The 24,167-nt window shown below is 46.1% G+C and carries 22 protein-coding genes and 2 pseudogenes; 15 read left to right on the forward strand and 9 right to left on the reverse strand.

Features of this window, described 5'->3' with window-relative positions; translation table 11 throughout:
• From PBN151_RS32575 to PBN151_RS23875, 3 genes and pseudogenes are all read left to right on the forward strand, one after another.
• Positions 1–130, forward strand: a pseudogene (locus PBN151_RS32575) (ABC transporter permease); the annotation flags it as partial.
• Positions 97–1,104 (forward strand): ABC transporter ATP-binding protein, encoded by a 1,008-nt coding sequence (locus PBN151_RS23870; RefSeq protein ID WP_072730994.1) that lies wholly within the window; start codon positions 97–99, stop codon positions 1,102–1,104. The pseudogene PBN151_RS32575 and the gene PBN151_RS23870, both read left to right, overlap by 34 nt.
• On the forward strand, positions 1,101–2,099 hold the full coding sequence (locus PBN151_RS23875; RefSeq protein WP_072730995.1) for an ABC transporter ATP-binding protein: 999 nt from the start codon (positions 1,101–1,103) through the stop codon (positions 2,097–2,099). The genes PBN151_RS23870 and PBN151_RS23875 overlap by 4 nt, the downstream gene beginning before the upstream one ends.
• Positions 2,100–2,261: 162 nt before the next feature.
• Here the strand turns inward: PBN151_RS23875 and PBN151_RS23880 are convergent, their stop codons facing one another.
• Complete coding sequence (locus PBN151_RS23880; RefSeq protein WP_072730996.1) at positions 2,262–2,600, reverse strand: L,D-transpeptidase; 339 nt, start codon at positions 2,598–2,600, stop codon at positions 2,262–2,264.
• A 536-nt stretch (positions 2,601–3,136) separates the two neighbouring features.
• On the opposite strand from PBN151_RS23880, the gene PBN151_RS23885 reads away from it, so the two are divergent.
• From PBN151_RS23885 to PBN151_RS23910, 5 genes are all read left to right on the forward strand, one after another.
• A complete protein-coding gene (locus tag PBN151_RS23885; protein ID WP_028533538.1) occupies positions 3,137–3,838 on the forward strand; it encodes a response regulator transcription factor in 702 nt (233 codons plus the stop codon).
• Positions 3,802–5,271 carry a sensor histidine kinase gene (locus PBN151_RS23890; protein ID WP_227775024.1) on the forward strand — a complete coding sequence of 490 codons (1,470 nt, stop codon included), beginning with the start codon at positions 3,802–3,804 and terminating at the stop codon, positions 5,269–5,271. The genes PBN151_RS23885 and PBN151_RS23890 overlap by 37 nt, the downstream gene beginning before the upstream one ends.
• Before the next feature lie 133 nt (positions 5,272–5,404).
• Complete coding sequence (locus PBN151_RS23895; RefSeq protein ID WP_072730998.1) at positions 5,405–6,379, forward strand: diaminopimelate dehydrogenase; 975 nt, start codon at positions 5,405–5,407, stop codon at positions 6,377–6,379.
• Positions 6,380–6,665: 286 nt separating this feature from the next.
• Positions 6,666–7,783 (forward strand): IS3 family transposase gene (locus PBN151_RS23905; RefSeq protein WP_139295416.1). Its coding sequence is split into 2 segments (ribosomal slippage): positions 6,666–6,912 and positions 6,912–7,783, totalling 1,119 coding nucleotides; the frame shifts between segments, so codons are not numbered across the junction.
• A 1,192-nt stretch (positions 7,784–8,975) separates the two neighbouring features.
• Positions 8,976–9,737 (forward strand): hypothetical protein, encoded by a 762-nt coding sequence (locus tag PBN151_RS23910; protein ID WP_072731000.1) that lies wholly within the window; start codon positions 8,976–8,978, stop codon positions 9,735–9,737.
• A 1,347-nt stretch (positions 9,738–11,084) separates the two neighbouring features.
• Here the strand turns inward: PBN151_RS23910 and PBN151_RS23920 are convergent.
• From PBN151_RS23920 to msrA, 3 genes are all read right to left on the reverse strand, one after another.
• On the reverse strand, positions 11,085–11,399 hold the full coding sequence (locus PBN151_RS23920) for a hypothetical protein (RefSeq protein WP_072731002.1): 315 nt from the start codon (positions 11,397–11,399) through the stop codon (positions 11,085–11,087).
• Positions 11,384–11,728: an SMI1/KNR4 family protein gene (locus PBN151_RS32580; RefSeq protein ID WP_083545316.1), complete on the reverse strand. Its 345-nt coding sequence runs from the start codon at positions 11,726–11,728 to the stop codon at positions 11,384–11,386. The genes PBN151_RS23920 and PBN151_RS32580 overlap by 16 nt, the downstream gene beginning before the upstream one ends.
• Before the next feature lie 273 nt (positions 11,729–12,001).
• On the reverse strand, positions 12,002–12,595 hold the full coding sequence (gene msrA, locus PBN151_RS23930) for a peptide-methionine (S)-S-oxide reductase MsrA (RefSeq protein WP_072731003.1): 594 nt from the start codon (positions 12,593–12,595) through the stop codon (positions 12,002–12,004).
• Positions 12,596–12,700: 105 nt separating this feature from the next.
• Here msrA and PBN151_RS23935 point away from each other — a divergent pair, with 105 nt between their 5' ends.
• Positions 12,701–13,474 carry an AAA family ATPase gene (locus tag PBN151_RS23935; RefSeq protein WP_072731004.1) on the forward strand — a complete coding sequence of 258 codons (774 nt, stop codon included), beginning with the start codon at positions 12,701–12,703 and terminating at the stop codon, positions 13,472–13,474.
• 161 nt (positions 13,475–13,635) lie between these two features.
• A complete protein-coding gene (locus PBN151_RS23940; protein ID WP_072731005.1) occupies positions 13,636–14,148 on the forward strand; it encodes a dihydrofolate reductase family protein in 513 nt (170 codons plus the stop codon).
• Between the two features lie 146 nt (positions 14,149–14,294).
• Here PBN151_RS23940 and PBN151_RS23945 read toward each other — a convergent pair whose 3' ends face one another.
• Complete coding sequence (locus tag PBN151_RS23945; protein ID WP_021256256.1) at positions 14,295–15,374, reverse strand: M42 family metallopeptidase; 1,080 nt, start codon at positions 15,372–15,374, stop codon at positions 14,295–14,297.
• A gap of 198 nt (positions 15,375–15,572) precedes the next feature.
• Here PBN151_RS23945 and PBN151_RS30845 point away from each other — a divergent pair.
• A pseudogene (locus tag PBN151_RS30845) lies at positions 15,573–15,680 on the forward strand (cation:proton antiporter); the annotation flags it as partial.
• A 372-nt stretch (positions 15,681–16,052) separates the two neighbouring features.
• Here PBN151_RS30845 and PBN151_RS23950 read toward each other — a convergent pair.
• The gene (locus PBN151_RS23950) at positions 16,053–17,771 is read right to left on the reverse strand and encodes a phospho-sugar mutase (protein ID WP_072731006.1); all 1,719 of its coding nucleotides are present in this window, start codon (positions 17,769–17,771) and stop codon (positions 16,053–16,055) included.
• Positions 17,772–18,246: 475 nt separating this feature from the next.
• On the opposite strand from PBN151_RS23950, the gene PBN151_RS23955 reads away from it, so the two are divergent.
• Positions 18,247–18,918, forward strand: a complete 672-nt coding sequence (locus PBN151_RS23955) for an N-acetylmuramoyl-L-alanine amidase family protein (RefSeq protein ID WP_227775026.1) — start codon at positions 18,247–18,249, stop codon at positions 18,916–18,918.
• Between the two features lie 129 nt (positions 18,919–19,047).
• Here the strand turns inward: PBN151_RS23955 and PBN151_RS23960 are convergent, their stop codons facing one another.
• The 3 genes from PBN151_RS23960 to PBN151_RS23970 all read right to left on the reverse strand — a co-directional run bounded on the left by PBN151_RS23960 (position 19,048) and on the right by PBN151_RS23970 (position 20,884).
• Positions 19,048–19,767: a pirin family protein gene (locus PBN151_RS23960; protein ID WP_083545305.1), complete on the reverse strand. Its 720-nt coding sequence runs from the start codon at positions 19,765–19,767 to the stop codon at positions 19,048–19,050.
• 124 nt (positions 19,768–19,891) lie between these two features.
• Complete coding sequence (locus tag PBN151_RS23965) at positions 19,892–20,290, reverse strand: DoxX family protein (protein ID WP_175560787.1); 399 nt, start codon at positions 20,288–20,290, stop codon at positions 19,892–19,894.
• Positions 20,291–20,419: 129 nt separating this feature from the next.
• Complete coding sequence (locus tag PBN151_RS23970; RefSeq protein WP_072731007.1) at positions 20,420–20,884, reverse strand: MarR family winged helix-turn-helix transcriptional regulator; 465 nt, start codon at positions 20,882–20,884, stop codon at positions 20,420–20,422.
• Between the two features lie 200 nt (positions 20,885–21,084).
• Here PBN151_RS23970 and PBN151_RS23975 point away from each other — a divergent pair, with 200 nt between their 5' ends.
• From PBN151_RS23975 to PBN151_RS23985, 3 genes are all read left to right on the forward strand, one after another.
• On the forward strand, positions 21,085–22,620 hold the full coding sequence (locus PBN151_RS23975; protein WP_072731008.1) for a spore germination protein: 1,536 nt from the start codon (positions 21,085–21,087) through the stop codon (positions 22,618–22,620).
• A 95-nt stretch (positions 22,621–22,715) separates the two neighbouring features.
• Entirely contained in the window at positions 22,716–23,906 is a 1,191-nt protein-coding gene (locus PBN151_RS23980) for a Ger(x)C family spore germination protein (RefSeq protein ID WP_072731009.1), read from the forward strand.
• Positions 23,906–24,145 carry a hypothetical protein gene (locus PBN151_RS23985; protein WP_072731010.1) on the forward strand — a complete coding sequence of 80 codons (240 nt, stop codon included), beginning with the start codon at positions 23,906–23,908 and terminating at the stop codon, positions 24,143–24,145. The genes PBN151_RS23980 and PBN151_RS23985 overlap by 1 nt, the downstream gene beginning before the upstream one ends.
• Positions 24,146–24,167: the final 22 nt, after the last annotated feature.

The following is a 24,167-nucleotide window of genomic DNA, read 5'->3' on the forward strand; positions in this document are numbered from 1 at the left end:
TATTGTCGTGTTGGCGGTCAATTTTATTGGAGACGGCATCCGAGATGCATTTGATCCACGCAAGAAAGAGAAAATTCCACGTAGGAGGTTGCGGCAATGGCGGGAAAACTTCTCGAAGTCCGAAATCTGACAACAGGCTTTGTGACGGCGCAGGGCATTGCGAAGGCAACAGATCGAATATCCCTTAGCGTGGAGAAGGGTAAAACGCTCTGTATTGTAGGTGAATCCGGCAGTGGTAAGAGTGTCGCTTCTCTTTCGATTATGCGATTGATCGACTATGCAGGAGGAACCATTTTCGAAGGCAGCATTCGTTTTAATGGCGAGGATCTGTCAACCAAATCGCAAAAGGAAATGATCAACGTTCGTGGGGAAAAGATTTCGATGATCTTCCAAGATCCGATGTCGGCGCTTAATCCGGTGTTTACGATAGGCGATCAAATTGCGGAAAGCTTGCAGCTTCATGAGAAGATAAGCAAGAAGGAATCTTGGGAGCGGGCAATTGACATGCTGCGCATGGTAGGAATCCCGGATCCAGAGATGCGTGCGAAGCAATATCCGCACGAGATGTCCGGCGGCATGCGGCAGCGGGTCGTTATCGCGATGGCACTCGTCTGCAAGCCAGAGCTGCTCATTGCAGATGAGCCGACGACTGCGCTCGATGTAACCGTGCAGGCGCAAATTCTCGATCTGCTGCAGCGTCTTCAGCAGGAGCTCGGCATGGCGATTGTGCTGATTACCCATGATATGGGCGTAGCTGCGGAGATGGCTGACCGTATCGCGGTAATGTATGCCGGCAAGATCGTGGAGGAAGGAAGCGTAGCAGAAATATTTGACCATCCCTCCCATCCTTATACGATTGGTCTCTTGCAGTCGATTCCAGGCTTGGAAGGAGCAAGAGGCGAGGAACTCTATACGATTCCAGGAACCATTCCCGGAATTAACAACTTGCCTTCGGGCTGCCGCTTCAATCCACGCTGTGCGAAGGTGGAGGACAAATGCCGACATCACGAGCCTGCACTAGGGGAAATCCGGAGCAATCATCAGGTAGCCTGTTGGCTGTTCCACGGCGATAATGACGGACAAACCGAGGTGAAGCGCGCATGATGCAACAATCATTGATCGAAGTTCGCAACCTGAAGAAGTATTTCCCGATCAAGACGGGTCTCCTCAACCGGGTAGTTGGCCATGTGAAAGCAGTAGATGATGTTACCTTTAGCATTAATCAAGGGGAAACGTTCGGTCTTGTCGGCGAATCGGGCTGCGGCAAATCAACGCTCGGTAGAGCCATTCTCCAATTACAGAAGCCAACAAGCGGAGCTGTCTTTTTCGATGGGAAGCAGATTCAGAATATGAATACGAAGCAACTGCGACGGCTGCGGCAGGATATGCAAATTATATTCCAAGATCCGTTCGGTTCCTTGAATCCACGTATACACATCCGAGATATTATCGGAGAGCCGCTGCGTGTTCACCATAAGGCGTCACCGAGCGAAATCGATAAGCGTGTAGTGGAATTGATGGAGCTGGTCGGACTGGATCCAGTCCGACGCAACCGTTATCCACATGAGTTCTCTGGTGGTCAGCGCCAACGGATAGGCATCGCTCGAGCGATTGCGCTTAATCCGAGCTTTATCGTAGCAGATGAAGCCGTATCGGCATTGGATGTGTCGGTCCAATCCCAAGTGCTGAACCTGCTCATGAAGCTGCAGAAGGAATTGGGATTGACCTTCCTCTTTATCGCGCATGGGCTGAATGTCGTACGTCATATTTCTGATCGTATCGGGGTCATGTATTTAGGCAAATTAGTCGAAGTGGCCCGTACGGAGGATTTGTTCGCGAATCCTAAGCATCCTTATACCGCGGCGCTGCTGTCCGCGATTCCTAGACCGAATCCGCATTATAAGAAGGAGCGAATTGTCCTGCAGGGAGATGTGCCATCTCCGGCGAACCCTCCTTCGGGGTGCCGCTTCCATCCGCGATGTGCCTTCGCTCAAGAGAAGTGCCGGCTCGTAGCGCCGGAGCTGGAGACGGTTGGCGCAGACCGGCAAGTGGCTTGCCACTTCCCATTGGAGGTAGCTCCAGCATCAATCTTGGCATAATAGAATATACCCATAAAGGCCAGCCCAGTGTACCGGGTGTCATTACGGCATTATGGGGGACTTTTATAATGCTTCTTTCTTGCTGCGATATGAGAACACGCTTCTCTGCAGCAGGAAAGAGGCTTTATTCTTTTTTCGATGCCCGATTTAATCCTGTCAATGTTATGGACGTATGGTCACTCTTGTATGGATGGGGACAAGAGCTGCCAATTGGAGAACATCCTCATTGTACATGCGGATACAGCCGTGAGATACGTAGTGCCCAATGGAGGAAGGATCATTCGTTCCGTGAATGCCGTAATGGGGCTTCGACAAGCCCATCCAGAAGACGCCAAATGGGCCGCCCGGGTTCGGCTCTTTGTTAATGATCGTATATTCCCCTGTAGGGGTTTGGGTTAACATCTTGCCGACGCCCACAGGATATTCCCTTACAACGACATCTCCGTCCAGTAGGTATAACCTGCGATCAGACAGATCGACAATAATTAGATATTGTGGCATACGCCCAACTCCTCTTGATCAGCATATGCGATAGCAGGAATGGGGGTTCATTGAATGAATAAGCGTACAGTGGAAGTGCCTATCGGCGGTTCACAGTACGCTTATTCTGATTCATGTCGTCTTATTCTATCGAACTCATTGCTCTATTGAATCCATTGCATTATTGAACGATCCTGGCTTATTTGCCCTGTGTGAGAGAGTTGCATTAGACTAGATATGATGACTGTTATAAGAAAATCATAACGTAGAAGTGCAAAATTGCAACTAAGCGGGGGCAACGGTGTTTAACAGAGTAACTATTAATGCGGATCGTATTTCATAATGATCATATTTAACAATGATCATAATCAATAGAGCTCATAATCTATAGGGATCATAATTAATAGAGATCATAGTTAATAGAGATCATAGTTTGCGGAGGAAATTGAGATAGAAAGCGGCGATAAAGTAACGTGGCAATCCTCACTCCATTTACATAGTCGAAGAGAAGGAAATCATACAGGATTGAAATTTTGTCACCAAAGGGGAACAAAGGCATGGAACGGGCTAACATATTGCTGGTCGATGATGAGGAAGAAATGACGGTGTTCGTACGTGATTCATTGGAGGATGACGGGTATTCGGTACGCACGGCACACAATGCGGATCAGGCGCAGCGGCTTATTACGGAACAGTCGCCCGACCTAATTGTACTCGACGTTATGATGCCTGGCACGGATGGAGTGGAATGGTGTAAGCAGGTTCGAGAAGCGGTTGCTTGCCCGATTCTATTTGTCAGTGCGAGGGTGAGTGAAGCAGATCGTATATACGGTCTAGCGGCAGGGGGCGATGATTATATTAGCAAGCCATTTAGCATGCGTGAGCTGAAGGCGCGCATTGAAGCGCATCTTCGAAGAGAACGACGCTATGTGCGGCAGCAGGATAATCATGAGCAAGTACTCATATTTGGAGCATTTACAGTGGATGTGAAGGGGATGGAGCTTCGTTATGAAGGCAAGCGATTGCCGTTAACAAGCCGGGAGTTCGCGATCGTAGAACTGCTTGCTCTCCATCCGGGACAGGTATTTGCACGCGAGCATATTTACGAACAGGTATGGGGTATGGACGCCCTTGGAGATGATACGACAGTTACGGAGCATGTGAAGAATATTCGGGCGAAGATGGCAGCAGTTCACACGCCATCGCGCTGGATTGAAACCGTATGGGGCATCGGCTACAAATGGAAGGTGCAGGAATGAGCATGCACTCCTTTAAACGTCAGTTTATTACATACTTTGTATGGGTAATCGGTACGAGTCTGGCACTGACGATTGTTGTATGGGGAGCCTTCATATGGATGCAATCGTATGACGACGGCGTGTTCAGACCTGCCAATTACTATGAGAAGCAGATTCCGCCCATACGCAAGTTAGTAGAATCAGAAGGGGAACGCTTGCTGGATAAGGGAAATCAATCGCTCATCGAACGATTAGTAGATGAGAAGGGGATACGTTACGCAGTTGTTGATCGAACAGGTCAATATAGATATGGATCGCTGCCTGATCCGAACATACGTGGTGGGCGCGAACTGATTTCCCTACTCAATGCAAGCGGGATGACGGGAATGGGGCGTGCTCGCAACGTATTGCCTGTCGTCAATCAGTCAGGCGAACTGCAGGGAGCTGTAGTCATCAACTACACACTTTCTGTTGGCGTTACTGTGCGATCGAAGCTAGGCCCTTACTTCGGACTGTTAGTCATCGCGGTCTTATTTTCACCTTTTCTATTTGTCATTCTATTTGCATGGCTGTTCGGTCGAAGGTTCGGCCGCAAGCTGAGCCGCCCCATCGAGGAATTAATAGAGGGCACGAGACGGGTTCAGCAGCGGGATCTGGATTTTAGCTTCTCCTATGAAGGTACTTCAGAAATGGCTCAACTCATGAAGGCATTCGACGAGATGAGGCGGGAGCTATATTTGTCTCTGCAACGCGAGTGGAAGTTGGAGCAGCGGCGGCGCGAGATGGTAGCTGCACTCGCACATGATCTGCGTACCCCGCTCGCAATCGTGCAAGGTCATGTAGAGGGTTTGCTGGATGGTGGAATGAATCGTCCAGATCGTCTGCAGCGATATTTGACGACGATTGATAAGAATACAAAGCGGGCCATTCGCCTCGTGCAGGAAATGAATCAGGTGTCGGAAATGGAGTCACCGCAGTTCCGTTTGAACCGAAAGCCAGTAGAGATGAATCGATTTATGGAAGAGATCGCACAGGATATGCAGCAGTTGTGCGCAGAACAGCAGATTGAATTCCATTGCATCCCACCTGCAGATCAACAAGCAGAGGGAGCGCTGCTTCTCGATGGGGATCGTCTGAGACAGCTTATGGACAATCTGCTCGCTAATAGCTTACGCTTCACACCTTCAGGCGGCACAATTACGTGGAAGGCGGAATGGAAAGCGCATGAGCTGGAGATGTCGATTACAGATACGGGAACTGGATTCCCAGCACATATGCTGGATTCCGTATTTGATAAGTTCGTTCAAGGCGACGCATCACGTTCGCAATATCAAGGGCATGCCGGACTTGGGTTGTATATGGCGAAGCTCATTATGCGTAAGCATGGGGGAGGCATTCAAGCAGCGAATACGCCTGGGGCACGTATCACACTCAGTTTCCCATTACGTAGATAGCAAAAGAGTTGACAGCTGAAGAGCAGTAGCAACAGAATGCAACAAGTATAGCGAATAATCTATGTCATTTTGTGCAAATCTACTTTATATATTATACTAGTCCATGATTTTAGAAATAGAGAGGAGCAACCTCATGTCATCTATTCGTATAGGTATTGTAGGTTACGGTAACTTAGGCAAGGGCGTAGAGAAATCGATCCGCCAAAATTCAGATATGGAGCTCGTTGGCATTTTCACACGTCGCAGCCCAGAATCCATACAAGCAGAGGTTCCTGTCTTTTCACTCAATGATGCGGAATCTTACAAAGATAAAGTAGATGTAATGATTTTGTGCGGAGGTTCTGCAACGGATCTTCCAGAGCAAGGTCCTGAGCTTGCACGTATGTTCAACACGGTGGATAGCTTTGATACACATGCACGTATTCCTGAATATTTCGCATCTGTCGATGAAGCTGCTCAAGGAAACGGACATGTTGCAGTTATCTCGACAGGTTGGGATCCAGGCTTGTTCTCCTTGAACCGCTTGTTGTTCGAATCTGTTCTTCCAGAGGGCAATGAATACACATTCTGGGGACGTGGCGTGAGCCAAGGTCACTCCGATGCAATTCGCCGTGTAGAGGGCGTTAAGAACGGTGTACAATACACAATTCCTTCCGAGGAAGCTGTTGCGAAGGTACGTCAAGGGGAGAACCCTGAATTGTCCACTCGCGAGAAGCACCTGCGTGAATGCTTCGTTGTTGCTGAAGAAGGCGCGGACAAGGCTCGCATCGAGCAAGAAATCAAGTCCATGCCGAACTACTTCGCGGATTACGACACAATCGTGAACTTCATCAGCGAAGAAGAGCTGAAGGCGAACCACTCTGCCATGCCTCATGGCGGTCTTGTATTCCGCAGCGGCGTGACAGGTGAAGGCACATCGCAAATTATGGAGTTCGGCTTGAATCTGGGCAGCAACCCTGAATTCACAGCAAGCGTACTCGTTGCTTATGCTCGTGCTGTATCTCGTCTGGCGAAGCGCGGCGAATCCGGTGCTCGCACGGTATTTGATATTCCATTTGGCTTGTTGTCTCCGAAGTCTCCGGAGCAGCTTCGCAAGGAGTTATTATAATATCGTAGCCTAGAGCAAAAATGCTTTAAGGTGCAATAGTCTGGAAATATTTCAGGAAATAGACCGTTACCTAGAGCGAGGGGACGGTCTATTTGTTTTGTGTACATGTACGGACAAATTCGATGCTAAATATCAGAAAAGCGAGTATCCTAGACTAAATTATAGGGGGAAACATACGGTTACACCTCATAAGAACGTGTCTGATGACTAGATCGGCTACACTTAGTTGGACAGAAAAATTAAGGGCTAGTAGAATTAACACATCATAACAAGGAGCGGATCTACTATGCCAAGAATAAGACGAACATTTACAGATGATTTCAAGAAACAGATGGTTCAGCTATACGAGAATGGGAAATCAAGAGCAGACATTGTAAGTGAGTATGAGTTGAGTGCATCTGCATTGGATCGCTGGATTAAACAAGCCCACCAAACAGGTTCCTTCTCAGAGAAGGACAACCGCTCTCCAGAAGAAAATGAACTTATTGCATTACGGAAAGAAAACCAACGACTCAAAATGGAGAATGACATTCTAAAGCAAGCAGCGCTGATCATGGGACGAAAGTAAGTGTCATCCATCAAAATCGCGACAAATACTCGGTATCAGCAATGTGTGACGTCCTGCAAATAACTAGAAGTACGTACTATTATGAAGCAAAAAACTCCAGTAATGAAGATGGTATTACGAAGCTAATCGTTGAAATCTTCCAGAAGAACCGAAATGCATATGGTACAAGAAAGATTAAAGCAAAGCTTCACGAACGTGGACTTATCGTATCAAGACGTCGAATTGGCCGCATTATGAAGGAACAAGGCCTTGTTTCTACATACACCGTGGCTCAATACAAACCTCACAAAACAACATGCAACGAATCGCAACAGGTAAATGAACTGAACCGCAAGTTCCAGCAATCTGAAGCTAAGCGCGTCGTTGTAAGCGATCTAACGTATGTCAAAGTCAAAAACAGATGGCACTACATCTGTGTATTAGTTGACCTCTTTAATCGAGAGATCATTGGCTCAAGTGCAGGGCCGAAAAAGGACGCAGCTTTAGTCACACGAGCCTTTGCTTCTGTGCAAGGAAATCTAAGTCAAATTCAATTATTCCATACCGATCGTGGTAGTGAATTTAAGAACAAGTTGATTGATGAGACACTTGCTACGTTAAAGATCGGTCGTTCCTTAAGCATGAAAGGGTGCCCTTATGATAACGCAGTTGCAGAAGCTACGTTTAAAATTATGAAGACGGAATTCATAAATCAGATGAACTTCCAAAGTTTACATCGCCTAGAATTGGAGCTATATGACTACGTTAATTGGTTCAACAAACATCGCATCCATGGAACCTTAGGCTATATGAGTCCAGTAGATTACAGAAGATTATCCCTTAAAAAAGCTGTCTGATTTAGTGTTGACAATCCATGACATTAAAGTTAGTGTCAACAAAACAATTTATGCTAATGGCTTTGCCCTTTGTTATCGAGGGGTGAGGCCATTAGTTGTTTTAAGGGGTATCGGATCCAAAGGATGATTTATCGGGGTACAGGGGGGGATTTCTGGAGGTGATGAAGTTGTCTAAGCGAAGTGAAAGAAAAAAATTGCAAAGCAAATACATTAAGACAGTAAGAGGACAAGGTGTAGGAGAAGAACTATCAGCCGTTTATTCAAGCACATGACAATAAAATTACTTCAGGAGTTAACTCGACACAAAGGGTGGAAGACTGAACGAATTCATCATACTCTGTCCGAGTATGAGAGGATATATATATTACTGTGAATGGCTTGATGGGGTCATTGATATTCGTGTACGGTGTTTTTTTTACTATTCAAGAGTCCTGAATTTATTAAAATCAGCTAGACGGTTTGATTTCGATAGCATTATTAGAGCATTGAGGAGTAACGGTGTTGATGAAAGTAGTTTCCAATATATATTTAAGGTTTGGAGACACAGTAATTTCAATTATGTACTGAAAAAAGAGGAAGGCATAAGTTGGAGTCCAATAAGGATAGTAATGGTCAAAGCCTGATAAACAATAATTTTTAGGTGTTATATTTGATCAGGTTATAAATATCATCTACCCATCTTTATTAAATATCTGACTCAAAATTAGTTCAGTATGCTAAGTTTCATTTTGATAAGTTGAAAGAGCAGATTCAAGATGTGACTTTTATTCGCCCAATAATCGTCCGTAGACTGTTCTATACCGAGAGAAGTGAATGTTTGAGTAGTTATTCCTGATATTGATCCATGTGACATCCATATTATCCTTAGGGAAAAGGTCAGGCAATAATTACCGCAATGAGTGCCCTCTTGAAATAATACAGGGTGCCATCAGTTTCGAATATACATAAGAGATTCTTGGAATCGGGAACGGCTGCCCGCATATCCCAAAACTAAGAGTATTTGCCCCATTTCGAAAGAATCTAGTCCGATCCCTCATATTATCCAGGAAAATATAACCATATAATTTACAAATTGATAGATAAATGGTATTATTACCCATGTAAAAAAATACTTTCCTTGAAGGAGATGATATACGCGCTCTTGTGTAAATTTTTTTGTGGTTTTCGATTTATCTAATAGGAGGAAATACAAATGGCAAAGCGAATTCTAAGTATTATGGCTATACTTTCATTAGTGGTTTCTTTGAATACATCTTCAACATTTGCTGCGGATAATTCAGGAGACAACGCTAGCGATAATGTAGCTCAAGTAATGAATGTTGAGGGAAAAAATGAAGTGAGTCAACAATTTGTTGACTATATCGGTAAAGTTTTCAAGGATCTCGATGGAGTTAAAGTAGTAGATCCAAATGGAGTTAATGTGACAAAGGATTTTATCGAGAGTAATAAGAGTCATTTTTATAGTGGGGACTATAAAGAAATTAAACAAGCTATTCTTGACAAAAAATTATCTTTAACTTATGTAGAACAAATACAAGATACTCTTGGTACTGGAGAATCTAGTAAAAGTGCTACTTTAGCTAGTGGTGAGAGTGTGACAAAAAAATTTTACCATATGGCTTCAGACTCAAAAGGACATTTTACAAAAGAGTGGGTTGTTACTCTCAGTGGCAGCTTCTCTTATGGAAATGATTTCCGGATTACTTCAGTAAACGGGCCATACGCTGATCTTTCCGCAAATTTTGGATGGGGCATTTCCACCTCTCTTTCTAACATCAATACTGGTAACTCATATTCTGGCACAAGAGCAAGTTTTAATATTAGCTACAATATGACGGCTACAGTAGGAATCCCTGTTTGGGGTCCTTATACTTACGGCGTCAATGTAGATTTTGGAAGCTTTGTAGACTCCTTTGACGCTTATCCTTCAGGAATGCAAAATATAGTTCAATAACTCTAAGTCCCTCCACTGTTTAAGTCTTGACTATTAGGCGTGGCAAGACCCAAACAGTGGGGGACAATGGAGAATGTTCAACTTTTAAAGAGAAAGACTTGGGTGTATCTAAGATTAGAATCCCAAGTTAAATTTCAAAAGGTGACCCATTTACCACAAGGGATCGATTACCTGATGAATAGTGAAAAATAAGCGTCTTTAAAAAAATGAATTCATTTAATAGGAACTAGCTAAAGGGGGCGGGATAATGAATTTTTTCTCTGCAATTCGTAAAAATATATCTTTGTCAAAGACACTATTTATTGCTTACACTATTTTGCTTCTTTTATTTTACTACAGTTTTGGACTGCTAGAATATTATCGATTAAATCATTCGCAAGAGCTTGACTCAGCGATCCATTTTGAAAAATGGGTTTCTACATTCGCTAATCTATTTTCTTTTTTATTTTATATCGCGGTAATAACCTTACATATTGTTTTTCGTAATAACATTAAAGTTTTAATACGTTACTTATTATTAAACATTGCGCTATTTGTAGGAATGACATTCATAAACGTAATTATTTCTCTTGCCACCCCCTTACCTTATGATATATTTGCACAACCATTAATAATTATAATAATATTACTTTCAATTGACTCGTTAATAATGTGGTTTAGGAATAGAGAAATTTCTTGACGGATTATCCTTCGCAGAATATGACGGCTATCCCGGTATCAAAGAGTGTAAACGATATAAAGAACGAAAATTCCGATCTTATTATTGAGGAGGCTCCCAACGATTTCAAATCATCCTCTGAGCCCAATCAAAACGAGGTCAACAATTGATTGAGGGAATAAATTATCAAGTATGTTTTGAATTTTATTAAATTGTTTGAAATTATTAGCTTTCTTAAACTGCGATCAGGTGGCGTTTCCGGAGAAGTACAATTGAGGAATTAGTTCAGAACAATAAATCGATTAGTTTATATGATTGAACCCAATCTCACCAGAAATCGACAAAGTTCCAGATAAGCCTTTATAAAATGACATTCGAATAAGAAATTTTTGTCCTCATACCGTAGAATATTCCCAATGCAAACCCCTAACCCAATACCGCTGACAATTCGATAACATTTGGTTTATCAAACCATGAAGAGATATAAGCCACTGTAGTCCGGATGAACGAGAATTTACGGTTCATGAATATTGATAAAAGGAAATGGTGAGACACAGTGAATGATCGAACCTTTTCCGTTTTCCACCCCCATCCAATGCCCGGTCACCATCATTTAGGCGTTCTGAAAAAGAGTAAAATTTGTCCCTCCCATGTTAATGGCAAGGTTCCCAGCGATAAGAGCTAGTCAATCAAAAGTTTGACTGTGAATGAGAGCCGATATTCTCTTCTTTGCTGAAAATCGCGCAGCTAAATTCTATCTTTTGGCTCCAGTAATGCCCAATCATAATCAACTTGATTTCAGCTTTTGATATGTATAATTTCACTTGTTCGTTATTCTGATTCTTCCACCTTGTATCCCACCTGTTTACGAAGTGGATCAACTTGCCAAGCACGCGATTGATTTCCTGCTTCCACCGTTCATCTAAGCCACTCCACTTGTTAGCAAGATCAGCTTCATCCGCGGAGTGAGAGGGAAGAAGGGGCTCCTTCAGTTCATCGAACAAATGGCCCGTCTTCCATACGATAAAGTACTTCTCCTGATCGTATCCGCAGCGCTCTGTTTGGAAAACTTTTCGATGATTAATGAATAAAAGGTTCCCAGAGAATCGGCAATGACGACCGTTTCCTGTTCATCGCGGCCGGAGTTAATGGCCTGTCCCTTCGTGCCGCTTGGGCCAGGAGCGAGATCAAGCGCGATATAACTGACTGAACCATTGGCATTGATCGGAATCCAGCCGGGACTCCAAGTGACTTCTTGAATATGGTCCTTCTGATACGAGATTGCGTCGAACTCATATTCGGCGGCAATCCCCAGTAGAGGACGATTTCGTATTCAATATATTGCAGAGTCATCCAGTAGAACCCTAGCATCAATAGATGCTCTCCAGGCAGTTCTCCATTATAGAAGCTGTATAATTGCTTGAAATTATCGGGGAGCACGCATCCTGTAATGGTTTCAATGGACTTGGAATCTTCTACTCGTACCCCATCGGCCATTGCTTGGTGTGGTCCCAATTGAGTAAAGTCACGCACAAATTGTTCGGTATCGATCGCTTGTCCCTCCGTTTCTTTTCATATCGAATAAAGATGAATCCGCAGCATGCTTCTATACTTCTATATCTGTTGCTTTCCAATAGTGGGAAATGAATTCATCGCGTCCTGACTTGGAGCGATCCTCCTTATAATGCTCGGGCTCCTTGCGATAGTAGTCTTGATGATAGTCTTCCGCAGGATAGAAGGGTGCAGCATCGCGTATTGGCGTCACGATAGGCTTGTCGAAGCGTTCACTCTCAGCAAGTGCCAGCTTGGATGCCTCAGCTAGTTGGCGCTGTTCCTCATTGTGCACAAAGATAGCCGCCGTATACGATTCACCGCGATCTTGGAATTGGCCGCCGTCATCGGTTGGATCGATTTGCGCCCAGAACAGTTCAAGCATCGTGCTATACGAGATGATGTCTGGATTGTATGTAATTTGCACGGCCTCCAGATGACCGGTCGTCTGCTTTTTTACTTGCTCGTATGTAGGATTCGGGATATGCCCACCCGTATAGCCAGATACGACGCGATAGACGCCATCCCATTGGTCAAATGGCTTCACCATACACCAGAAGCATCCCCCCGCGAATGTTGCGGTAGCGGTTCTATTGTTCTGAACTTCAGACGTGCTGGATGTGGATTGATCGGCAGACGTTGTCATCATAGTTGCCCTCCCTGTTCCTAATCATAGATAATGTGGTTGTACTTCTCGCAGCCTTGTCTAACAGTGTACCGCGAGACGATTCACCTGCCAAGGAGGAATGAGCCTATGAATTCCCTATTTGAATCTTCGCCACTCTATTTGCGGCAAATAACGTTATTGCGTGAACAAGTGCCTTCCTTCCATCAGTATCCCTTTGATCTTACCGCGATTCGTTCTCTCGACCAGCTTGCATTTCGCAAACCTGTTACCTTTATTGTCGGGGAGAACGGTACAGGGAAGTCTACCTTGCTGGAGGGGCTTGCTGTTGCTTGGGGCTTCAATCCGGAAGGCGGATCGATGAATTTTTCATTTTCGACATCTGCAACACACTCTGAACTATATCGCTATCTGCGGCTGTCTCGGGGGGTTCAGCGCCCGAGGGACGGTTTCTTCTTGCGTGCGGAGAGTTATTATAATGTGGCGACAAATATTGAAGAACTGGATGCAATTGTATCTCCAGGCCCGAAAATTAAGGAATCGTTCGGGGGGAAATCACTCCATGAGCAGTCGCACGGGGAGTCATTTCTGAACACGTTCCTGCACCGCTTCGGCGGGCACGGAATGTATATGATGGACGAGCCTGAAGCGGCTCTGTCGCCGCTCCGCCAGATGACGCTCCTTGCACGGATGCACGAGCTTGTGAACAAGCAGTCGCAGTTCATTGTCGCAACTCATTCTCCGATCTTGATGTCCTATCCGAATGCGGAGATCTGGCAGCTCAATGAAGATGGGATTCATCGGGTGGAGTTGGAGGAGACAGATCATTATATCATTACGAAGAGCTTCATGAACGATCGGGAGGCTATGATTCGTACGCTGTTCGAAGCGGATGAGGATTGATTTGTAGAGAGGCATCCATGTGTTGTGTGCGGGATCATCGGGGGGATATAGGGAAGTGAGTGGATAAGAACCGATTCCTGAAGCCGTGAATGAGTATATGTCCATTGCCGTATGCTATGTATAGTGAAGCCTGCTGTAGGTATGGAAAAGGAGATGCAAGAATGGCGTACACTTCGCGTTATCATGTCTATATTGCGATAAGTCTGGACGGCTATGTAGCACGTGACAATGGAGATGTCGATTGGCTGTTCACCGATCAAGACTACGGTTACGAGAATTTCTACCGTTCAGTCGACACGCTTATCATGGGCAGACATACTTATGATCAAGTGCTGACAATCGGTGCCTATCCTTATGAAGGCAAGGAGACCTATGTGCTAACGACAAGCCGCCAAGGCCGCGATGATTACGTTACTTATGTTCCCGATATGGCTTCCTTGTCGGCAAAGCTCGGTGATAAGGAGCGTCAAGTATGGATTGTAGGCGGTGCGCAGATCATCGGCAGAATGCTGGAGGAAGGATGGGTAGACGAACTTCGTCTCTTCATTCACCCTATACTGCTTGGAGGGGGCATCCCTCTATTTCCACAGCATCATACGATGCGTACCTATCATCTGCTTGGCACGCACAGCTATTCTTCGGGGCTCGTAGAACTGCATTATTCCCGTTCATAACAGGGAATGAATCCTTCATTTCTTGGGATTCAGCCTTACAACAAGAGCGCAGACGCTGTTCATGCGAACAGTGTTCTGCGCTCTTGTTGAATCCATCTAAGTACAATCTCGTTTACATATTGCCGATTTTGGTTTAAGAAATAACGTTACGAACGCTCTACAATCGTGTTGTATGTTGTACGGTCAGTATGCTTCACCAGTTGAACAAGCAGTTCTTTGGCTGCGTCGATATCGTCTGTATGAACGATCGAAGCAGGTGTATGGATGTAGCGGCCGCATACGCCGATGACCGTCGAAGGAACACCCTTGTTGCTCAAATGCACTTGGCCAGCATCTGTCCCGCCTGGAGATACAAAGTATTGATACGGAATGCGATATGTATCCGCAATATCTTGGATGAATTCCACGAGACCGCGATGTGTAATCATCGTAGGATCGAGGATGCGAAGCAATGCACCTTTGCCGAGATGGCCGAAGGAATTCACGTCACCCGTCATATCATTCGCTGCGCTGCAATCCAGTGCATAGAAGATATCGGGCTGAATCAAGTTGGCAGATGTACGGGCTCCGCGAAGACCAACCTCTTCTTGAACAGTTGCACCGCAGAACAATGTATTTGGAAGCTTGAATTGCTCACGATGAAGTTCCTTCATCAATTCAATGGCAAGTCCAACACCATAACGATTGTCCCATGCTTTAGCCATAATTTTCTTCGGATTAAGCAATGGAGTGAATTTGCAGACCGGAACGATTTGTTGTCCAGGGCGAACGCCCGCCTGTTCAGCCTCTTCACGGCTGTCTGCACCGATGTCGATGTACATATGCTTCACGTCTACAGGCTTGTTCGCTGTAGCTTCGTCAAGCAGATGCTTCGGAATGGAGCCTACAACACCTGGAAGTGGGCCGTTTGGCGTAATAACTTCAACCTGCTGGGCGAGTACAACTTGTCCCCACCAGCCGCCAAGCGGTTGGAACTTCAACATCCCGTTTGGTGTAATTTGCGTGATCATGAAGCCAACTTCATCGAGATGGCCGGCTACCATAACACGAGGGCCTTGCTCGTCGCCGCGCATAACGCCGAAGACACTGCCGAGTGCATCATGCACGAATTCGTCTGTATATTTGGATAATTCAGTTTTTACCAAGGCACGCAGTTCCCGTTCGAAGCCGGGAGCGGAAGGGAATTCCGTCAGCGTGCGGAATAATTCTAACGTTTCCTGTTGCATGGGATTGCTCCTTTCATCACTAAAGCCTGTTCATCATTTTAGTATGAACCGATTTGATGCAGGATGCAAGCGTGTATCACGAGGAAGATGTCTTGCTGCTGAGGTATGAAATGGAAAGAAAGAGATGAACATTTTCAACACTGTTTCATGATGCCACACTAAGTAAGCGCATGAAGCTAGAGATAAGGAGGAATTGAATTGGATCATCATTCGTTAACATCACTGGTTATCGTACTGATTGTTGCCTTCCTTACGCCAATTGCTCTGCACCGATTCAGGCTGACGATTATTCCGGTCGTCGCTGATTGTTACAGGCTCGGTTGAGTACGTGGAAGAGCTGAAGAGGTAAATTGAGCTTACCGTATAAGGGAAGCATAATGGTGTATCGTGTCAGAGTGTCGCAATGGAGACGTATAAAGGCATACCAAATCGGGGTTACGTAACGGAAAAGAATAAAGGGACGCCAAGGCGAGCAAGGCAACGGATTAGTATATTAGAACACACTGCAAGAATATCTAATCGGAAACGCATACGGATAAAGAAAAACAGCAGCTCCAGAGCACCTGTGCTCCGGAGCTGCTGTTTTTTTGTTCGATGCTGCGTCATGATAACGCCATCCCGCAGAGAAAGCCGAGACGGCGGCGCAAATTACATCTATTTGATAAACAATAATGGATATTAGGATTGCGCTTGAATAAATGCATCAATACGTGACATTACGTCTTCCGATACGCGCTGCAAGCGTGCCGCAGCATCTTCGCCAGTCGAGCCCTTCACGGCGAAGTACATCTTAATCTTCGGTTCCGTTCCGGATGGACGGAGGCAGAACCAGCTGCCATCCTCGAGGTGGAACTTCAGCACATTTTCCTTCGGCAGATCATATAGGCCTTGTGCGAAGTCTTCTGTCAAGGTGATGGCCACACCGCCTGCTATAGAAGGAGCATCTTCACGCCAATTATTCATGATGCCTTGAATGATTGCTACGCCTTCCACACCTTTCAACGTACGTGTTTGCAGGCCTTCGAGATAATGACCATGCTGCGCATACAAATCTTGCAGAACCTCGTACAATGTCTTGCCTTGTGCTTTGTAATAAGCGCCAGCTTCACTGATGAGCATAGCTGCGATAACAGCGTCCTTATCGCGTGCATAGTTGCCTGCTAAATAGCCATAGCTTTCTTCGTAGCCGAAGATGAAGGTATGCTCGCCTGTGCGATCGAATTCTGTCATCTTCTCGCCGATATATTTGAAGCCAGTGAGCGTGTTGAATACCGTCATGCCGAAGGATTGAGCGATTGCTGCACCGAGCTCACTCGTTACGATTGTTTTGATCACAGCTCCATTCGCTGGCAATGTCCCCTTGGTCTTCATCGCGTCCAGCAAATAATGTACCATGATCGCTCCGGACTGATTGCCGGTCAGTACGACATATTCACCGTCCGCATTCTTCACAACAGCACCCATGCGGTCTGCATCCGGGTCTGTACCCATGATGATGTCCGCATCCCAAGATTTAGCCTGCTCAATGGCAATGCTGAATGCCTCACGCTCTTCTGGATTCGGTGACTTCACGGTAGGGAAGCTGCCGTCTGGAAGCTCTTGTTCCGCTACGACGCGAACCTGCTGGAAGCCGATGCGATCCAATACAGCACGTACAGGTTTGTTGCCTGTACCATGAAGCGGTGTGAAGAGTACACGGAATGAATCGCTGGATGCGCGAATGATATCTTCATTTTGGCTGACGGAAGCAACGGCATTTATGTATGCTTCATCCATTTCCTGTCCAAGCCACACGAGGAGTCCTTGTGCTTCTGCTTCCTCACGGGTTAGCTTCTGAATGCTCGCGAATGATGCGATGCCGCGAATTTCAGCAATGACGCGCGATGCTGTATGTGGTGTAATTTGTCCACCATCGTTGCCGTATACTTTGTACCCGTTGTACTCTGGCGGGTTGTGGCTTGCCGTTACCACGATGCCTGCGCTTGCCTTCAGGTTCCGCACAGAGAAAGACAGCTCAGGAGTAGGGCGTAGACTTTCGAATACGTATGCCTTTACGCCATTGCCTGCTAGAACCAAGGCTGCTTCAAGCGCGAACTCTGGAGAGAAGTGGCGAGAGTCGTAAGCAATCGCGACGGAAGGAGCGGCTTCTTCTGACTTCAAGTATTGGGCAAGACCTTGAGTGGCTTTGCCTACTGTATATACATTCATGCGGTTGCTGCCCGCGCCAATAACGCCGCGCAAGCCACCTGTACCAAATTCCAAGTCTTTATAGAAACGGTCTGTAATTTCTCGTTCGTTGTCAGCAATCTGCTGCAATTCTGCCTTCGTCGCCTCATCAATGTGTGCATCGTTCAACCACGCATCGTAGGCTTGTTGTGCATGCAGTGCAGTGTCCATTCGTGAAATCCTCCTTCAAAAGAATCATTTACCTGACGGTTACTTTCCCTATTGTACTGGATAATGAAGGTTCATGCATGTGTAAAAATCATAGATTCCTTTTTATTCCTAATCATGTAGAGTCTGTTGAACAATGAAACAAATATATGATTTACAAACCAAAATGATGCTTGAAGCAGCTCGTCTGAGGTCAGAAAGCGTGTATCGAAGATGAATATCCCGTTATCTGTGAACAGGCTGCGAACAGACTGCAGGAGGCGCTTCTGTGACCAGATTCAATGCAGTTCGTTCTTGGTAATTGTTGTGTCAATTTTACTAGTATAAGAGGCAGCAATAACAATGAAAGCGCTGCTGTAGCCACTTTCTCCAAGAAAGTGGCTTTTTTCTTTACCCGATCTTTATCTCATCTTGATATGAGGCTAGTAAACTAGTTTCATCAACGAGATCGATAGAGAAGGGAAGAGGTAGTCTACGAATGAAAAGATTGACTATGGTATGTTTATCGGCGCTCCTATTTTTGGGGCTCTCGACTTATGTTTATATGCAGGATGTACACGGTTCGCAGGAAGAGCATGTCCTTCTACGAACACCAGAAGGTGGAGGGCAGCAATTAGTAGGAAAGACGATTGTTCTTGACCCCGGGCATGGGGGACACGATTCAGGCTCGGTTGGCCAGCAGGGCACACTGGAGAAGAATGTGACGCTGCAGACCGTTCAGGCGATTAAGCGCGAACTTCAGCGACGGACAGGCGCACAGGTTGTGGTCACAAGAGAGCAGGACGAGACGGTATCTTTGCAGCAGCGAATTGACGTCGCTGAAGAGAAGTCAGCAGATCTCTATGTGAGCGTTCATTATGATGCTTTCGATACGGGAGAAGCAGAAGGAATGACGACCTACTATTACGATGATAACAATTGGCAGCTTGCCAATACGATGCATGAGCATCTGAAGCAGAGCTTCAATATGCGAGATCGTGGCGTACATGTGGGGGATTATATGGTGCTGCGGGATAATTCAAGACCGTCGATCCTACTTGAGCTTGGATACATCTCCAATCATGATGATGAGAAGCGAATGAAGTCGCAGGCTTTTCAAGAACAAGCGGCTAAAACAATTGTTGATGGAATCATAGACGTGCTGCGTTAATACGGAATGTAAGAGAGCAGGGTACAAATTGAAAAGTAGATATAAAAAGAACAAGGGCTGCACCGCAGTGTATCCCTTGTTCTTTTTATTATATATGAATTGGGAAGGAGGCAAAATAGAGAAAAATGATTAAGGCAAATCGATGACCATCACATGAGTGCCTGGTCTGAAGTGGAACTTCATCGTATCGGCATTCTTGATACGAGCTGCATCACGACGATGTAGTACTTCACCGTCCTCGAAGCCAACTTCGCCTTCCATCACGAATACATACAGGGAGCGGTTCGGTCGTAGTTCGATAGTCACTTCTTCTCTCTCTGGGAATTGGCCCAAGTACATCGTCATGTCTTGATGAATATGGGCAGTTCCAAGCTCTTCTGCGTGATTGGATACGACCGGAAGCAGGCGGTTCTGGATAGATTCCAAGCCGTAAGTATGCGTCTCATAGGATGGGTCGATCCCGAGTCGTTCCGGCATAAACCATAATTGCAGCAATTCAAGCGGCTCAGAGCTGGACGCATTCGCTTCACCATGGTAGATCCCTGTTCCGGCGCTCATGCGTTGAATTTGACCAGGCACAATAATTTCGCGGTTGCCCGTGCTGTCCTGGTGCTCCAGTTCACCTTTCAAGACGACGGTTACGATTTCCATGTTTTTATGGGGATGTAGACCGAAACCAGTACCCGGCGCAATATGGTCATCATTTAGTACACGCAGTTCGCTGAAGTGCATATTTTCTGGGTCATAGTAATCAGCGAAGGAGAAGCTGAAGTATGTCTTCAACCAACCATGGTTGTTATGATAGCGGTCTCCAGCCCGTTGGATGGAACGTTTCATTGTCGTGTTCATTGTAGAGTCCTCCCACTATGGTTCATATTCTGTACGATTAGGTTCGGCAGTTGTATGCCTTGATGAACAGAGTCTTTGATTAATTGCGTTAGTGAACGATTAATAATTGGATAATGCTGAAAAGTTACAGCAGTGCGTCCAGAGACAAGGAGCCTGCGCCAATCAGTGCAACACCGATAGCAGCTGCAATCAGCATCACGTTGTATTCAATCCCGTTCGACGTTACCCAGTAGCCGTTCGCCCCATGGACCTTCACAATTGCTACAAGCATCGTACCGATAATAAACGCTGCACCGAGCCATGTGAGGAAGCCGAGTCCGAACAGCAAACCGCCAGCAAGCTCAGTTAATCCAGCCATCAGTGCCATGAGTGGGCCAGGACGCATTCCGATGGACTCGAACCATCCGCCTGTACCTTTAATTCCGTAGCCGCCAAACCATCCGAACAGCTTCTGTGCTCCGTGTCCCATCATCGTCAATCCAATAACGAGACGAATAATCAATAAACCATAATCTGCCAACATATAGTATTCCTCCTAATAATGTAAGGTAAGAACGTTTCTTCTTACCTATTTAGCTGTTAAAGTACTTGCACCAAGAATCTCGAATTCGAGATATTAGTTCAAAATGAAACCCTTCTCTGATGAAAAGGGCTATTTTGGTGAAGGGACGCTCTGCCCCAATTTTTTCAATAAGCCAATAAGTTGCTCCTTGTCTTCCGAAGACATTCCGTTGACGGCTTCGTGAAGAGCCTCTGCGTGCCTTGGGAATATGTCGCCAATGACGGCTTCTCCTTCAGGTGTCAGTTCAGCGTATATGACGCGACGATCTTTCTCGCAAGGTCTTCGCTGCAGCAGTCCCTTCTTCACGAGCTTGTCGATCACATAGGTCATTGTGCCGCTTGCCAGCAAAATCTTGCCGCCAATCTGCTGGATAGGGGTAGAACCCTTATGATAGAGCAATTCCATGACCGCAAATTCGGACGGATTGAGCTCATAATGCTTCATATCCTGCTGGGCGTAATCCATTAGTGCCCTAGATGCGCGGGATAGGACAACGAACAGCTTCAATGATTGTTGAATCTCGGGATCGAATGCATCCGTACGAGGTCTGGTCATCTGTCATTCACCACCTTTATGGTAAGGAGTTTTGATATCTTGAAAATTAATATCTCTAATTCGAGATAAATATATCATGCCCAAAACTCTTTGTCAACTCATAATTTTCAGTTGAACATGTAATCCTATATTGGGAGAAGACGGAGACTCGGTACAGAGTCAGTATTCAGTGTAGGGAACTTCGAAGGAGGAGGGGTTATATGCCTACAACAGAAGAGCAGCATAACGGAACTGCACAAGCAGGTATGCCGCAAAATGTAGAATGGTCCTCCTATGGAGAGAACAATGTTGTCTTCTTGAAGGATTGCTTTCGGCAGTGTGAAGACATGATTTTTTACACCTTCGAGTTGCAGGGAGGCAAGAAGGCTACCTTATGTTATCTGGATGGGCTGACGGATACGGCGATGCTGGATGAGCATATTATTGAACCGCTAAAGCAGCGTTATCCGGACAAGCCAGACTCCGCTAATGTACTGGCAGAGGATATTCTGCGAACGGTTACGGCTGTGAAGGTGACGCCGACTCATTCAATGGAGGCGGCAATGGAAGCAGTATTAGCAGGCTTAACCTTGCTTATTCCTCACCGTTCATCTGCTGGATTTACGATTGATGCGATCAAGTTCGATCAGCGGGGCGTATCAGAGCCGTCTGCGGAATCGGTGGTACGCGGCCCAAGGGATGGATTCGTAGAAACGTTGCAGACAAACGCAGCATTGCTTCGTCGTCGTGTTCGAACACCGAGGTTGAAGATGGTGTCGCTAAAGCGTGGTGAATTGACTCTCACAGAAATCCGGTACGCCTATATAGAAGGCATTGTGGATCCCCGATTGCTGGAAGAAGTGCGGAAGCGTCTGGAAGGCATGTCCTTGCAAAGCGTGCTGGACAGCGGTTATGTGGAAGAATGCTTGGAGGATATGCCGGCATCTCCATTTCCCCAGTTACTTACTACAGAGCGTCCAGATGTAGCTGCCTCCCATTTACTTGAGGGACGTATCGTCATATTGGTTGATGGGTCGCCAGTTGCCCTCATTGCGCCAGGACTGTGGGCATCGTTCTTGCAATCTCCTGAGGATTACTATGAGCGCCACCACTTCGGCACCATCATCCGCTGGCTGCGCTACATTTGCCTCGTGATTTCATTAATTGGACCCTCTCTTTATGTAGCCATTATCACCTACCATCAGGAGATGATTCCAACTGCTCTCATATTAACGATGGCTAAAGCCCGCAGCCAAGTCCCATTTCCAGCGCTTGTAGAGGCGTTCTTGATGGAGATTATGTTCGAGGCGCTTCGTGAAGCGGGCGCGCGGCTGCCACAGCAGGTTGGTTCTGCAATCAGCATCGTCGGTGCTCTCGTTATTGGTCAAGCCGCAATAACTGCAGGGCTCGTCTCTGCTCCAATGGTTATGGTTGTTGCGATTACAGGGGTATCCTCATTTTTAGTGCCGCATTACAACTTGGGAATCGCTGTGCGGCTGCTGCGCTTTCCTATGATGATCCTCTCGGGCATGCTTGGCATGCTGGGATTAATGATGGGGATCATATTGCTGATGACACATCTGTTTACATTGCGATCGTTCGGTATCCCTTATATGTCAGGAATTGCACCAATGCGCAAAGAAGAGCTCAAGGATATTTTTCTTCGTGTCCCTGTATGGACGGAGAATACCCAAATGGAGCGCGATGTATCTGCGCGAATGGAAGTCGGGGGTAACAGAGGCAGAGGGGGAACCTAGAAGGCAGCTTGATTGGCAGAGAATAAGAAGCGGGATGCTGTCATATCAAGAAAGCCTTTAGGGTTGATTATTCTCATGGAGAATAGAGGTGAAGTATGCGTTGGACTTGGGTGATTCGATATATAGCTAGCATAATTCTTCTCTGTCTGCTGGTACCCCTGCTTGCAAGCTGCTGGGATCGGACTGAAATTGAGCAGCTCTCCATTATTCTTGCTGCCGGATTGGATCAGGACGGGGATGGGGGGATAAAGACGACATTGCAGGTATATGTCCCTAAGGAAGGAGGAGCTTCGGCTACGTCCAGCGGGGGCAAGGAGGGGGGAGGAGGCTCAACGACAGTATTCTCGGCAAATGGGAAAACACTTGGCGAGGCCGTATTTGAGCTGCAAAATAAGATGCCGAGATATATATTTTGGGGACAAACGGAAGTGTACGTAATTAGCAAAAAGCTGGCACAAGAGGGGCTGCTGAAGCATTTCGACTTCTTCCTGCGATATCAGAATCCGCGTGAACATGCGCTTATATTTATTACAGATGGGGAAGCAAGTGATTTTCTCAAGTCGATGCCTCAGCTCCATCAAAACGTTGCAGAGATGTTCAAGGATCTTGGCAAGTCGCGTTCAATATGGGATGTTACGCTGCTTGATTATATGAAGATGATGGCTGGAGATTCATCGATGGGGTTTGCACCGTATGTGGAATGGAAGACGAGCGAACTTGGTGTCCGTGTCCCTTCGATAGATAAGCTGTCAGTCTTCAAAAAGGATCATTATGTTGGCGAAATAGGCGGTAAAGATGTGGTTGGTGTGATGTGGCTGCGTGGGGAGAAGAAGCGTTTAACGGTCTCTTTGTGCAAGGAAGGGGATGGAAAGGACTGTTTGTCGCTTCGAGTTCGCCGCAATACGTTGACATTCGATCCACATTGGGATGGGAAGCAGTTGACAATGCAGATGAAGCTGGTTGCCTTCATGGATATGACGCAAAATAGCACCAAGCTGGACGTATCTGATTCGGATCAAGCGCGTCAAGCGGAAACCCGGATAGAAGCGAACATTGAGCAGCTGATTAAGCAATCTATTAAGACTTCACAGCAGAAGCTGACCGCCGATGTGTTCGATTTCGCAGCACGTGTGCATCGAAAGTATCCTTTACAGTGGAAAGATCAGATCGGGCCAAATTGGGATCATATTTATTCCAACATGAAAACCGAAATTCGCGTACATGCTCTGATCGAGCGGCCAGGAAGCATCACAAGCACCATTGAGCAGAAGGCGGGTGTGCATTAATGGGGAACTATTTTCTAGCGGGGATGAGCCTGCTGTTGATTGTTAATCTAATCTGGGAATGGAAGATTGGTACTTTCTCCAAGCGGAATGTCAGAGAGGAACGGGCGTTTCTTGTGTTGTGGGGTCTCGCCTGGATCGTTGTCATTTCTATAAGCCAGTTCCCGCCGTGGACGTCGCCCCGGCAATGGATTGATTTCGTATACAAGCCGCTGTTGTTATGGCTGAAGCATCCAGCATGATCCTGTAAAAAGAAGGAGTTGG

This window comes from Paenibacillus sp. NAIST15-1 (assembly GCF_001894745.1).
GTDB classification, from domain to species: Bacteria; Bacillota; Bacilli; order Paenibacillales; family Paenibacillaceae; genus Paenibacillus_B; species Paenibacillus_B suaedae.